This window comes from Streptomyces sp. NPDC015532, assembly GCF_043078065.1.
Classification (GTDB): domain Bacteria; phylum Actinomycetota; class Actinomycetes; order Streptomycetales; family Streptomycetaceae; genus Streptomyces.
Window position 1 is genome coordinate 113884 of record NZ_JBIBSY010000009.1, and the last position, 11906, is coordinate 125789.

At 72.3% G+C, this 11906-nt stretch carries 13 protein-coding genes; 8 read left to right on the forward strand and 5 right to left on the reverse strand.

The window, feature by feature from the left end:
• Positions 1–4: 4 nt before the first annotated feature.
• The 3 genes from ACF07B_RS25525 to ACF07B_RS25535 form a co-directional block, all read right to left on the reverse strand.
• Complete coding sequence (locus ACF07B_RS25525; RefSeq protein ID WP_392180646.1) at positions 5–1168, reverse strand: SigB/SigF/SigG family RNA polymerase sigma factor; 1164 nt, start codon at positions 1166–1168, stop codon at positions 5–7.
• Positions 1165–1578 (reverse strand): anti-sigma regulatory factor, encoded by a 414-nt coding sequence (locus tag ACF07B_RS25530; RefSeq protein ID WP_328448386.1) that lies wholly within the window; start codon positions 1576–1578, stop codon positions 1165–1167. Before ACF07B_RS25530 ends, ACF07B_RS25525 begins: the two co-directional genes overlap by 4 nt.
• Positions 1579–1862: 284 nt before the next feature.
• Positions 1863–2123, reverse strand: a complete 261-nt coding sequence (locus tag ACF07B_RS25535; protein WP_362402997.1) for a UBP-type zinc finger domain-containing protein — start codon at positions 2121–2123, stop codon at positions 1863–1865.
• Positions 2124–2185: 62 nt separating this feature from the next.
• Between ACF07B_RS25535 and ACF07B_RS25540 the strand changes: the two genes are divergently transcribed.
• Positions 2186–3781 (forward strand): Na+/H+ antiporter, encoded by a 1596-nt coding sequence (locus tag ACF07B_RS25540; protein ID WP_392180647.1) that lies wholly within the window; start codon positions 2186–2188, stop codon positions 3779–3781.
• On the opposite strand, the gene ACF07B_RS25545 is transcribed toward ACF07B_RS25540, so the two are convergent.
• Positions 3681–4655 (reverse strand): 1-aminocyclopropane-1-carboxylate deaminase/D-cysteine desulfhydrase, encoded by a 975-nt coding sequence (locus ACF07B_RS25545; RefSeq protein ID WP_392180781.1) that lies wholly within the window; start codon positions 4653–4655, stop codon positions 3681–3683. The genes ACF07B_RS25540 and ACF07B_RS25545 overlap by 101 nt on opposite strands.
• Before the next feature lie 358 nt (positions 4656–5013).
• Positions 5014–5604, reverse strand: a complete 591-nt coding sequence (locus ACF07B_RS25550; RefSeq protein WP_362403003.1) for an N-acetylmuramoyl-L-alanine amidase — start codon at positions 5602–5604, stop codon at positions 5014–5016.
• A 259-nt stretch (positions 5605–5863) separates the two neighbouring features.
• Here ACF07B_RS25550 and ACF07B_RS25555 point away from each other — a divergent pair, with 259 nt between their 5' ends.
• The 7 genes from ACF07B_RS25555 to ACF07B_RS25585 all read left to right on the forward strand — a co-directional run bounded on the left by ACF07B_RS25555 (position 5864) and on the right by ACF07B_RS25585 (position 11893).
• On the forward strand, positions 5864–7270 hold the full coding sequence (locus ACF07B_RS25555) for a family 2B encapsulin nanocompartment shell protein (RefSeq protein WP_369484323.1): 1407 nt from the start codon (positions 5864–5866) through the stop codon (positions 7268–7270).
• A gap of 133 nt (positions 7271–7403) precedes the next feature.
• Positions 7404–8543 carry a family 2 encapsulin nanocompartment cargo protein polyprenyl transferase gene (locus ACF07B_RS25560; protein WP_384235979.1) on the forward strand — a complete coding sequence of 380 codons (1140 nt, stop codon included), beginning with the start codon at positions 7404–7406 and terminating at the stop codon, positions 8541–8543.
• Between the two features lie 243 nt (positions 8544–8786).
• A complete protein-coding gene (locus ACF07B_RS25565) occupies positions 8787–9440 on the forward strand; it encodes a GNAT family N-acetyltransferase (protein WP_392180648.1) in 654 nt (217 codons plus the stop codon).
• A gap of 85 nt (positions 9441–9525) precedes the next feature.
• A complete protein-coding gene (locus ACF07B_RS25570; RefSeq protein ID WP_392180649.1) occupies positions 9526–9750 on the forward strand; it encodes a hypothetical protein in 225 nt (74 codons plus the stop codon).
• A 139-nt stretch (positions 9751–9889) separates the two neighbouring features.
• Positions 9890–10303, forward strand: a complete 414-nt coding sequence (locus tag ACF07B_RS25575) for a YciI family protein (protein WP_369484319.1) — start codon at positions 9890–9892, stop codon at positions 10301–10303.
• A gap of 5 nt (positions 10304–10308) precedes the next feature.
• A complete protein-coding gene (locus ACF07B_RS25580; RefSeq protein ID WP_392180650.1) occupies positions 10309–11535 on the forward strand; it encodes an RNA polymerase sigma factor in 1227 nt (408 codons plus the stop codon).
• Positions 11536–11545: 10 nt separating this feature from the next.
• Positions 11546–11893 carry a DUF952 domain-containing protein gene (locus ACF07B_RS25585; protein WP_392180651.1) on the forward strand — a complete coding sequence of 116 codons (348 nt, stop codon included), beginning with the start codon at positions 11546–11548 and terminating at the stop codon, positions 11891–11893.
• Positions 11894–11906 lie beyond the last annotated feature (13 nt).

Genomic DNA, 11906 nt, shown 5'->3' on the forward strand with positions numbered 1-11906 from the left:
GGGCTCACTCCTCGACGAGGAGCTTCTCCCGAAGCTGGGCCAGTGTGCGGGCCAGCAGTCGCGAGACGTGCATCTGCGAGATGCCGACTTCCTGCGCGATCTGCGACTGCGTCATGTTGCCGAAGAAGCGAAGGAGCAGGATCCGCTTCTCCCGCGGGGGCAGGTCCTCAAGGAGCGGCTTCAGCGACTCGCGGTACTCGACGCCCTCCAGCGCCTCGTCCTCGGCGCCCAGGGTGTCCGCGACCGCCGGGGACTCGTCGTCCGTGTCGGGGACGTCCAGGGACAGCGTGGAGTACGCGTTGGCGGACTCCAGGCCCTCCAGGACCTCCTCCTCCGAGATGGCGAGCTTCTCGGCCAGCTCGTGCACCGTCGGGGAGCGCCCGTGCAACTGGGAGAGCTCCGCGGTCGCCGTGGTCAGCGCGAGCCGCAGCTCCTGAAGACGGCGCGGTACCCGTACCGCCCAGCCCTTGTCGCGGAAGTGCCGCTTGATCTCGCCGACCACCGTCGGGGTCGCGTACGTCGAGAACTCGACACCGCGCTCCGGGTCGAACCGGTCGACCGACTTGATCAGCCCGATCGTCGCGACCTGGGTCAGGTCGTCCAGCGGCTCGCCGCGGTTGCGGAAGCGGCGGGCCAGGTGCTCGACGAGCGGCAGGTGCATGCGGACGAGCTGATTGCGCAGCTCCGCGTACTCGGTGCTGCCGTCCTGGAGTTTGCGCAGTTCGATGAACATCGCCCGCGCCCCGCTGCGGTCACGGGGGTCGTGCTGGATCTGCCGGGCTTCGGTCTCGTGCTGGGCGTCCTGCACACCCTGCACACCCTGCGCGCCCTGCTCAGGCTCTCGCTCGTGCTGCGCGCCCTGCACGTTCTGCTCCGCGTTTCGCTCGTGCTCGCTCATAGTCCCGCCCGTCACCATTTCCCGAGCTCGAGGCTCTTCCCCCGTGTCCTCGGCCGCGCTCGAACCGGGGGGACCTCCCCGGACGGGGAAGGCTCCCGGCTGCGCCGCCGCCGAGGAGACGCCGATCTCCGGATGCGGCCGGGCCTGCTCGGGGATGCCGTCGACGCCGTCCGCCGTGTGCCGCGGCCCGCCCGGACCGTCGGCGCGCCCCGCGGGAGGCTCCCGTGTGCCGCGCTCTTCGTCCCGCACCGGCCCGTCCCCGTTCCTCACGCCGGCCCGGGTCCCGCGCCGCGTTGTTTGTAAAGGCTGATCGAAACGGTCTTGTCCTCGGAGACGGTGGAGTCGACCTTGCCCGCGAGAGCCGACAGGACGGTCCACGCGAAGGTGTCACGTGACGGAGCGTGACCGTCGGTGGTCGGTGCCGAGACCGTGACCTCCAGTGAGTCGTCGATCAGCCGGAAAACACAACTGAGCACCGAGCCGGGGACGGCCTGCTGCAGCAGGATCGCGCAGGCCTCGTCCACCGCGATGCGCAGATCCTCGATCTCGTCGAGGGTGAAGTCCAAACGGGCCGCCAGCCCGGCCGTGGCCGTGCGCAGTACCGACAGGTAGGCACCCGCGGCCGGCAGCCGGACTTCCACGAAGTCCTTCGTCGCGGGCTCGCCTGCGATCTGGGACACCCTCACCTCCATGGTGGTACAAGCTCATTCGAGCTCTTTCGGGGGCCGAGGGTCGCCCCCCGGGGTAACGCGCTACGTCGTTCAGCGGTGACGCTACCGCGCTCCCGACTTTCCTGTCCTGGGGACCCCGCCCCTTGCTGTCACTCATAGTAAGCCCACGAGTACGGACAGTGGCTAGAGGTCTGCGCCCCCAAATAGGAAGAGCGCGCGCCGGGTTGACGTACCCAGACGTCAGACGGTCGAACCGTCCGGATCGGGAGTCACGCGCGTACGTGATCCACGGCTCAGACGAGGACGTGGTCCACGAAACACCAACGCCAGTTCTCCCCCTGCTCGAACGTGCGCATGATCGGATGTCCGGTGGTGTGGTGATGCTCCGAGGCATGCCGCAGCGGTGAGGAGTCGCAACAGGCGAGATGCCCGCACTCCAGACACAGCCGAAGCTGCACCGGGTGGGTACCGGCGGCCACGCACTCCAGGCAGGTCTCGCTCCCGGGGTCGGGTTCGGGCTGCGGCAGCGCGTCGGCGTGCGTGCACTGTTTCATGATTGCCAGGTTACGTCGGGCGCGCGGGACACCGCGCGGAAAAAGAGGGCGGGCGGAAGACGATGGACGTGTTGCCACTGCTGTTGCTGGTCGCGGGGAGCGCGGCGATCGCCGGTGCCGCCCGCCGGACCCCGGTCCCGGCACCCCTGCTGATCGTCGCCGTGGCCCTGCTGGTCTCGTACATCCCCGGGGTGCCGACGTACGAACTCGACCCCGACATCGTGCTCCCGCTGGTGCTGCCCCCGCTGCTGTACACGGCGGCCACCGACAGCTCCTACCTCGACCTGAGGGCCCAGTTGAGGCCCGTCGCGCTGTTGTCGGTCGGGTACGTCCTCTTCGCGACCCTCGTGGTCGGCTGGGCCGCCTATCTGCTCGTACCGGACCTGCCGCTGCCCGCGGCGCTCGTCCTCGGCGCCGTGGTCGCGCCGCCGGACGCGGTGGCCGCGACGGCCGTGGCACGCCGCGTGGGACTGCCCTCACGGATCACCACGATCCTCCAGGGCGAGTCCCTGGTGAACGACGCGACCGCGATCACCGCCTACAAGGTGGCGCTCGCGGCGGCGGTCGGCGAGGGCGCCACCTGGGCGGGCGGTGTCCGCGAGTTCCTGCTCGCGGCGGTCGGCGGGGTCGTCGTCGGGCTCGTCCTGATGATCCCCATCCACTGGCTGCGCACCCACATGAACGAAGCGCTCCTGCAGAACACCCTCTCCCTGCTGATCCCCTTCGTCGCCTACGGCATCGCCGAGCAGTTCCACGCCTCCGGGGTGCTCGCGGTGGTCGTCGTCGCGCTCTACCTGGGACACCGCTCCTGGGAGGTGGACTTCGCGACCCGGCTCCAGGAGGAGGCGGTGTGGAAGATGGTCGCCTTCGTCCTGGAGTCCGCGGTGTTCGCGCTGATCGGACTCCAGCTCCCGGTCGTCCTCAAGGGCCTCGGCGCCTACGAGGGGACGACAGCCGCCTGGTACGCCCTGGCCCTCTTCCTCGTCGTCGTCGCGACCCGCTTCGTGTGGGTGTACCCCGCCACCTTCCTGCCCCGCCTCCTGTCGGCGCGCATCCGCGAACGCGAGGCCAACCCCACCTGGAAGGCACCCTTCGTCATCGGCTGGGCCGGCATGCGCGGCGTCGTCTCGCTCGCCATCGCCTTCTCGGTCCCGCTCACCGTGGACGGCGGTGACGCCTTCCCCGGACGCAACCTGATCCTCTTCCTGACCTTCACCACCGTCATCGGCACCCTGGTCGTGCAGGGCCTGACCCTGCCCCCGCTCATCCGGCTGCTGAAACTGCCGGGACGCGACGCGCAGGCCGAGACCCTCGCCGAGGCCAACGCCCAGGCACAGGCCTCCCGCGCCGCCGAGGAGCGCCTCGACGAACTCCTCGCCGACGAGCGCAACGCCCTGCCGCCGCCGCTCGCCGAGCGCCTGCGCACGGTCATGGAGCGGCGCCGCAACGCCGTCTGGGAGCGGCTCGGCGCGGTCAACCCGGTCACCGGCGAGACCGCGGACGACACCTACCGCCGTCTCTCCCGCGAGATGATCGGCGCCGAGCGCGACGTCTTCGTCAGGCTGCGCGACCTCCGCTACATCGACGACGAGATGCTGCGCACGCTGCTGCGCCGGCTGGACCTGGAGGAGGCGGCGGCCTACCGGGAGGCGGCCTGAGGCCTGGTCCCCCGGGGCCGGGGAACGGCGCTCCGGTGATCACCGCCGCCACCGTCGTGCCGCGCGGGAACGCCCCTTCCTCGGCGAGGGCGACAAGTCCGTAGAGCATCTTGGCGACATAGAGACGTTCGACGGCCAGTCCGTGCCGCTGCTCGAAGTCCTCGGCGAAGGCGTCGAGTTCGGCGGTGGTGCGGGCGTAGCCGCCGAAGTGGAAGCGGTCGTCGAGGGACCAGTTCCCGCGCCGGGCGCCGAACGCGGCCGCCTGGAGGGCCGTCGTGCCGGCTTCGAGGAAGCCGCCGCGCAGGACCGGGACACCCAGTGCCCGCTGGCCCGTGGCGAGGCCCGCGGCCAGCCCGGCCAGCGTGCCGCCGGTGCCGCAGGCGAGGGCGGCCACGTCGATGCCGTCCTCGTCCCGCAGTTCCTCACCGAGTGCCCGGCAGCCGCGTACGGCGAGGGCGTTGCTGCCGCCCTCGGGCACGACGTACGCGTCCTCGGTGCCCGTCGCCCGCAGGATCCCGGCCAGGGTCGCGGGTTCCGTCTTGTGCCGGTATGTCGATCTGTCGACGAAGTGAAGGCGCATGCCGTCGGCGGCGCAGCGGGCCAGCGAGGTGTTGAGGGGGCGGTCGGCCAGTTCCTGGCCGCGGACCACGCCCAGCGTGGGCAGGCCCAGGAGACGGCCCGCGGCGGCGGTGGCTCGCAGATGGTTCGAGTACGCCCCGCCGAACGTGACCAGCGTGCGGCCCGCCGCAGCTTCGAGGTTCGGCGTCAGCTTGCGCCACTTGTTGCCGATCAGCTCGGGGTGGATCAGGTCGTCCCGCTTCAGCAGCAGGCGCACCCCGCGCCGGGCGAACCGCTCGTCCCCGGCCTCCGTCAACGGCGACGGAAGCCGGGGCGAGGGACCGACGGGCCCGGGTGTCCCGCGCGGGACACCCGGGCCAAGGAGAGGGGTCGTGACGGCCCGGTGCGGGCCGGCGGGCGCGGTGCGGGAGACCGCGGGACCGGCCGTGACCGCCGGGTCCACGGGGGCTGCCGGGCGGGCGGCGCGGCCCGGGGCGGCCGGGCCGGGGGCTTCCGGGTCGCCGAGGGCGGGCCCGGTGCGGTCCGGGCCGCCGTCCGGGGTGTCGGGGCTGGTCACGGGTTCATTGTCGGACACCTGTCCGGGGACGGCCGGACGCGGGACCCCGCGGCACCGGCCGTCCGCGCCGGCCCCCGGCGCCTCGGCTCGCCTCAGCTCACTTCAGCAGCTCGCGGACGCGACCCCGCAGGGAGCTCATCGTGAAGCCCCGCGGGTCCACCTTCCCCGGCTGCCACTCCAGGTGGCCGATGACCGAGCGCTCCGTCCAGTCGTGGAACCGGCAGATCGCGGCGGAGACCTTGGCGATGGCGTCGAGCTGCGCCTCGGGCCACGGGTCCTTCCCGTCGCCGAGGTTCTCGCACTCGAAGCCGTAGAAGTGGCGGTTGCCGTCGGTGTTCGCCTCGTTGTCGTGCGGCAGCGCCTTCTCGGCGATCACCGCGCGCAGCACGTCGTCGTCGCCGAGCCCCGCGTGGTTGGCGCGGCCGTAGCCGACCATGTGCAGGACGCCGTCCTTGGTGATGACCCCGTGGCACAGCGGTCCGGGCAGGTCCTCGCGGCCCTCGCGGCACAGCCCGACCGTGAGCGCGCTGCCCGAGGTCACCGTGTGGTGGATCATCACCCCGTGCACCGGCCCCCACGGGCCCTTGTGATTGCGGTTGTGGTGCTCCCAGTCGCCGACCTCGACGACATGGACACCTTCGTCCCTGATCCGGTCGAGGAACCTGCCCGCGGACATGGGCGATGCCATGGCCGACTCCTTCGCGCTGTTCGTCGGCCGCCCTGCCGCGGCCGTCTGGTACCGCAGCTTCTATATCCGGCCGGGTGGCCGGAACCAGCCGTTCGCACAGCGTGCGAGCCGATCCGGTCAGCCCGGGCGACGCGGAATCGCCCCTCCCTGCCCAGGTCCGGAGTGATCCATTCCCCCTCATTCGTGTAATGGCATCAGCACACACCGTGATGAAAGGCTTGGCCGCGAAGATCAGTGCACGACCGGGAGGGCAATTTTCATGTCGGTAGGCGAAGAGGTCCGCGCGGAGCAGAACCGTCCGCAGCAGAGTCTCGGCACATCAGCCGCGCGGAACCTGGCCACCACCACCAAGTCCGCGCCACAGATGCAGGAGATCAGCTCACGGTGGCTGCTGCGCATGCTTCCGTGGGTGAACGTGCAGGGTGGCACGTACCGCGTGAACCGGCGGCTCAGCTACTCCGTGGGCGACGGGCGCGTGACGTTCGTCAAGACGGGCGACCGTGTCCAGGTCATCCCCGCGGAGCTCGGAGAACTGTCCGTGCTGCGGTCGTACGAGGACCACGAAGTGCTGGGCGAGCTCGCCCAGCGGTGCCAGCAGCGGGAGTTCGCCCCGGGGGAGGTGCTGGCCTCGTTCGGCAGCCGGGCCGAGGAGGTGTTCCTCCTGGCGCACGGCAAGGTCGAGAAGATCGGCACCGGTCCCTACGGGGGCGACGCGGTGCTCGGTGTCCTCGCCGACGGCGCGTACTTCGGCGAACAGGCGCTCATCGACCCGGAGGCCATCTGGGAGTACACCGCCCGCGCGGTGACGGCGGTGACCGTGCTCGTACTGCCCCGCCAGGACCTCGAACAGGTGGCGGAGCGTTCCGAGTCCCTGAACGAACACCTCCAGGAACTGCGCGCGATTCCGTCGCAGCGCACCAACAAGTACGGCGAGAAGGAGATCGACCTCGCGGCCGGCCACACCGGTGAGCAGGACATCCCGGGCACCTTCGTGGACTACGAGGCGTCCCCGCGCGAGTACGAACTGAGCATCGCCCAGACCGTCCTGCGCCTGCACACGCGCGTGGCGGACCTCTACAACCAGCCGATGAACCAGACCGAGCAGCAGTTGCGGCTCACCGTGGAGGCGTTGAAGGAGCGCCAGGAGCACGAGCTCATCAACAACCGCGAGTTCGGCATGCTCAACAACTGCGAGTACGACCAGCGGCTCCAGCCGCACGACGGCGTACCGAGCCCGGACGACATGGACGAGCTGCTCAGCCGCCGCCGCGGCACCAAGCTGTTCCTCGCCCATCCGCGCGCGATCTCCGCGTTCGGCCGCGAACTGAACAAGCGCGGGCTCGTCCCCGAGAGCATCGAGATGGCCGGCAACCGCATCCCGACCTGGCGCGGGGTGCCGATCTTCCCGTGCAACAAGATCCCGGTCACCGACGCCCGTACGACCTCGATCATCGCCATGCGTACCGGCGAGGCCGAACAGGGAGTGGTCGGGCTCCAGCAGGCGGGCATCCCGGACGAGATCGAGCCGAGCCTGTCGGTGCGCTTCATGGGCATCAACGAACAGGCGGTCATCTCCTACCTGGTGACGGCGTACTACTCGGCCGCCGTGCTCGTGCCGGACGCGCTCGGCATCCTGGAGAACGTCGAGATCGGGCGCTGGCGGTGACCTTCCGCGAAGCGGAGCCCGGTGTGGTCCCGCCCTCCGGGGCGGGACCGTGCCGGGGACACGCGCCCGCGCACGGCGGCCTTCCCGGCGCCACCGTCAGCAGGTGTTCCGGTGCGATCGAGCGGGTGAGGACATGACGACCCGGACGCGGCAGGGACCGGCCGGAATTCCCGGCGGACGGCGCCCGGCGGGGCCTTCGGAACGACGGGGTTCCGGCGGGAGACCCACGGAGAGACCGGGCCCGCCGGGTCCGCTCGACGCGCAGGAGGCCGCGGTCGTCCTGGAGCGGGCGCGGGCGTGCGTCGACCCCGAGCTGCGCGGGGCCGTCGACTCGCTGCCGGGCTCCATGCGCCGGATCGCGCTGTACCACTTCGGCTGGGAGCGGGCGGACGGCACCCCGGCGGCGGGGAACGCCGGCAAGGCCATCCGGCCGGCGCTGGTGCTGACCGCGGTCCAGGCGCTCGGCGGACAGCGCGAGACGGCCGTACGGGCGGCCGCCGCCGTGGAGCTGATCCACAATTTCACCCTGCTGCACGACGACGTGATGGACCGGGACACCACCCGCAGACACCGCCCCACCGCGTGGACCGTGTTCGGCGACGCCGACGCGATCCTCGCCGGGGACGCCCTCCAGGCCCTGGCCCTGGGGATGCTCGCCGAGGACCCGCACCCCGCGTCCTCGGCCGCCGCCGCGCGGCTCGCGGGCTGTGTCGTCGAACTGTGCGCCGGACAGCACACGGACACGGCCATGGAGAAGCTCGGCCCGGACGAGGTCACCCTCGACGAGTGCCTCGCCATGGCCGAGGCGAAGACGGGCGCCCTGCTCGGCAGCGCCTGCGCCATCGGCGGGCTGTACGCGGGGGCGGCCGCCGAGGACGTCGAGGCTCTCGACGCGTTCGGCCGGGAGGCGGGGCTCGCGTTCCAGCTCATCGACGACGTGATCGGGATCTGGGGAGACCCGGGCCGTACCGGCAAACCGGCCGGGGCGGACCTCGTCGTCCGCAAGAAGTCGCTGCCCGTGGTCGCCGCGCTCACCTCGGGCACCCCGGCGGCCGCCGAACTCGCCGAGCTGTACGCGGCGCCCTACCGGGAAGGAGAGCTGGAGCGCACGGCGCTGGCGGTCGAACGGGCGGGCGGGCGTGACTGGGCGCAGGCCCAGGCGGCCGACCGGATGTCCCGGGCGATGCACGAACTGTCCCGCGCGGTGCCCGACCCCGAGGCGGCGGGCGGTCTGATCGCACTGGCCGAGTTCGTCACGCGGCGCAGCAGCTGACCGGCCCGGTGCCACCGGTCGACCGCCCCGGAACCCCGGGCACCGTACGGAACCTGACATCCGTGCGGTGCCCCGGCTCCGGCGAGCGGGCGGGCCCCACGCGCCCCCACGGAGACCGGGCGGGCCCCACGCGCCCCCACGGCGGGCGGGACCGCGTCCTCCCGCCCGTCCCGCCAGGCGCGGGCGTAATAGGCTCAACCGCCGTACGGTCGAGGCGGGTTGGGGCGAGAGGTGGGGCTGGTCATGGGTGTGGCGATCCGGGTGGCGGACGAGGCGGACCGGGAGCTGGTCGTCCGGCTGCTGGACGAGGCCTTCCAGGACGATCCGGTGAGCGGCTGGGTCTTCCCCGACCCGGCGCGGCGCCGCGCGAAGCACCCCGATCTGATGGCGGCCTTCACCGATGTGGTGCTCGCCGAGGGGCGCATAGACCTGGCCGAGGACGGTTCGGCGTGCGCCCTGTGGCTGTCCGTCCCCGCCGCCGGGAACCACGACGGCGCGGGCGGGAACCAGGGGGACGGCGAAGGCGACGGGGCCGACGAGGACGGTCCCGCGCAGCTCCGGGAGGCCGTCGACCCGGACAACGAACGGATCGAGCTGATCGGCCGGCTGACGGCCGGCATCCATCCCGAGGGGCGGGCCCACGCCTACCTGTGGATGATCGGGGTGACGCCGCGGCGCCAGGGCGAAGGCCTCGGCCGCGCGCTGATCGAGTCGGTCCTCGACCGCTGCGACCGCGAGGGACTGGCCGCCTACCTGGAGGCGAGCAACCCCCGCAGCCGCGCCCTGTACGAACGGCTCGGCTTCGCGCTCACGGGCCGCCCCCTCGACCTGCCGGACGGCCCGCGGATGTGGCCGATGTGGCGCGAGCCGCGTCCGGGGGGACCGGCGCGGGCCTAGGCCGGCAGTCTCCGGATATCGGGGCCGGGCCTTGTTTCGGGACGTACGACAGGAAGCGGCACGTCCGCCGTCCTACCCTGAAGGCATGGGCACGGATGAGTATGTATGTCCGGAATGCGGACAGCCGGTCGCCACGATCGTGCATCGGTACAAGACTCTGGGCGCCTGGGTGCCCAGATGGGGTCCCGGGCCCTGCCGCAACCCGGACTGCGCGGTCTACGCGGACGAGCCCGAACACGGCCACGGCGACGGCCAGGGTGAGGGCCAGGGGCCGGATCTGCCGGAGGAGACCGCGGCGGAACCTTCCTGACGCACACCGGACACCGCCCCACGAGGTCGCGAAAAGACGTGCGGAGAACGTGTAGAGAAACGCGGGCCGGCTCCGACGTCCCCTGTGAGAGCCGCCCACGACGGGCGGTCCGAGCCGAGGAAGCCGAAGGAGCGGACTCATGAAGTACCTGGTGATGGTGCAGGGCACACACGCCGACTACGAGGCCATGCGGGGCAAGGCGTCCGCCGGGTCCCCGGCCTGGACCGAACAGGAACTGCAGGCCATGTACGCCTACATGGGCGCGATCGGCGACGACCTCTCCGAATCCGGCGAGCTCGTCGACGCCCAGGGGCTGACCGACCCGGCGCGGGCCCGCCAGGTGTCCCTGGGCCCGGACGGCAAGGCCGTGATCACCGACGGCCCGTACAGCGAGACCAAGGAGCTGATGGCCGGCTACTGGGTGGTCGACTGCGCGAGCCTGGAGCGGGTCACCGAGATCGCCGAGCGGGTCACCCAGTGTCCGGGTCCCGAGGGCCAGACCGGCCGCCCCGTCGTCATCCGCCCCATCCAGGAAGGGGCCGGGGACATCTGAGCGGGATGAGGGACACGACTGAGGTCGAGGACCTGCTGCGCCGCCACGCGCCGCAGGTCCTCGGCGCGCTCGTCCGCCGCTACGGGCACTTCGACGCGGCCGAGGACGCGACACAGGAGGCCCTGCTCGCCGCCGCCGGGCAATGGCCCGAGAGGGGTCTGCCGGACAACCCGCGCGGATGGCTGATCAAGGTCGCCTCGCGCCGGCTGGTCGACGCCCTGCGCGCGGAGGAGGCGCGGCGGCTGCGGGAGGAGAAGGCCGCGGCGCTGACGCCGCGGGACGCCTTCACCGCGCCGCCGCCGGGCTCGGACCGCGCCCCGTCGCTGGACGACACCCTCTCCCTCCTCTTCCTGTGCTGCCATCCCGCGCTGTCCCCGGCCGCGCAGATCGCCCTCACCCTGCGCGCGGTCGGCGGCCTGACCACGGCGGAGATCGCGCGGGCGTACCTGGTGCCCGAGGCGACCATGGCGCAGCGGATCAGCCGGGCCAAGCAGCGGATACGGGGCGTCGGTCTCGGCCGCCCCGACCACTGGGAGGAACGGCTCCCCGCCGTCCTGCACACGCTCTACCTGATCTTCAACGAGGGCTACACGGCGACCTCCGGCCCGGCGCTCCAGCGCGTCGAACTCACCCATGAGGCCGCCCGGTTGACCCGCACCGTCCGGCAACTGCTGCCGGAGGACGGCGAGGTGACCGGACTGCTCGCGCTGATGCTGCTCACCGACGCCCGGCGCGCGGCGCGGACCGGGCCGCACGGAGAACTCGTCCCGCTCGACGAGCAGGACCGCACCCGCTGGGACGGCGCGGCGATCGAGGAGGGCGTGAAGCTGGTGACCGAGGCGCTGGCGCTGGGACCGGCGGGCCCCTACGCGCTCCGCGCCGCGATCGCCGCGGTCCACGACGAGGCGCCGTCGGCGGAGGCGACGGACTGGACCGAGATCCTCGGTCTGTACGACCTCCTCGTCCGCCGCGTCCCGGGTCCCGTCGAACGCCTCAACCGCGCGGTCGCCGTGGCCATGGTGCACGGGCCGCGTGCCGCCCTCGCCGAACTCGACCGGCTGGAGGACGAGTCGGCGGCCGGGCACCGGCTGGACGCGGTCCGTGGCCATCTGCTGGAGCGCGCGGGCGACCCCGACGCGGCGCGGGAGGCCTACGCGTCGGCGGCGGCCAAGACCCTCAGCCTGCCCGAGCGCCGCTATTTGGAGGTGCGGGCGGCCCGGCTGGGTGCGTAGCGTTGCCGGCATGTCCGAACCTCTGCTGCATCTGACCGAGCGTTCCCTGTGGGACGCGGCCCGCGCGGCGGGCACCTTCGAGAGATCCACCCGCGGCCGGACCCTCCAGGAGGAGGGCTTCATCCACTGCTCGCTGCGCCGCCAGCTGCCCGCCGTGGCCGCCACGCTGTACGGCTCCTACACCGGGGACGACGAGCTCGTGGTCCTCGTGGTCGACGCCGAACGGCTCACGGCACCGGTCCGCTTCGAGGCGATGGACCCCGGCGGGGAGGAATTCCCGCACGTCTACGGGCCGATCGCGGTGGACGCGGTCGTGGACGTGGAGGTCTGGGACCAGGGCGCCGCGGCTCGGTCCTGATCCGAGGGGGCGT

Excerpts from the sequence above, each read along its gene's own strand:
- ACF07B_RS25535 (WP_362402997.1), bottom strand. The coding sequence starts at position 2,123 with ATGAAACAGTGCACGCACGCCGACGCGCTGCCGCAGCCCGAACCCGAC.
- ACF07B_RS25540 (WP_392180647.1), top strand. The coding sequence starts at position 2,186 with ATGGACGTGTTGCCACTGCTGTTGCTGGTCGCGGGGAGCGCGGCGATC.
- ACF07B_RS25550 (WP_362403003.1), bottom strand. The coding sequence starts at position 5,604 with ATGGCATCGCCCATGTCCGCGGGCAGGTTCCTCGACCGGATCAGGGAC.
- ACF07B_RS25555 (WP_369484323.1), top strand. The coding sequence starts at position 5,864 with ATGTCGGTAGGCGAAGAGGTCCGCGCGGAGCAGAACCGTCCGCAGCAG.
- ACF07B_RS25560 (WP_384235979.1), top strand. The coding sequence starts at position 7,404 with ATGACGACCCGGACGCGGCAGGGACCGGCCGGAATTCCCGGCGGACGG.
- ACF07B_RS25565 (WP_392180648.1), top strand. The coding sequence starts at position 8,787 with ATGGGTGTGGCGATCCGGGTGGCGGACGAGGCGGACCGGGAGCTGGTC.
- ACF07B_RS25570 (WP_392180649.1), top strand. The coding sequence starts at position 9,526 with ATGGGCACGGATGAGTATGTATGTCCGGAATGCGGACAGCCGGTCGCC.
- ACF07B_RS25575 (WP_369484319.1), top strand. The coding sequence starts at position 9,890 with ATGAAGTACCTGGTGATGGTGCAGGGCACACACGCCGACTACGAGGCC.
- ACF07B_RS25580 (WP_392180650.1), top strand. The coding sequence starts at position 10,309 with ATGAGGGACACGACTGAGGTCGAGGACCTGCTGCGCCGCCACGCGCCG.
- ACF07B_RS25585 (WP_392180651.1), top strand. The coding sequence starts at position 11,546 with ATGTCCGAACCTCTGCTGCATCTGACCGAGCGTTCCCTGTGGGACGCG.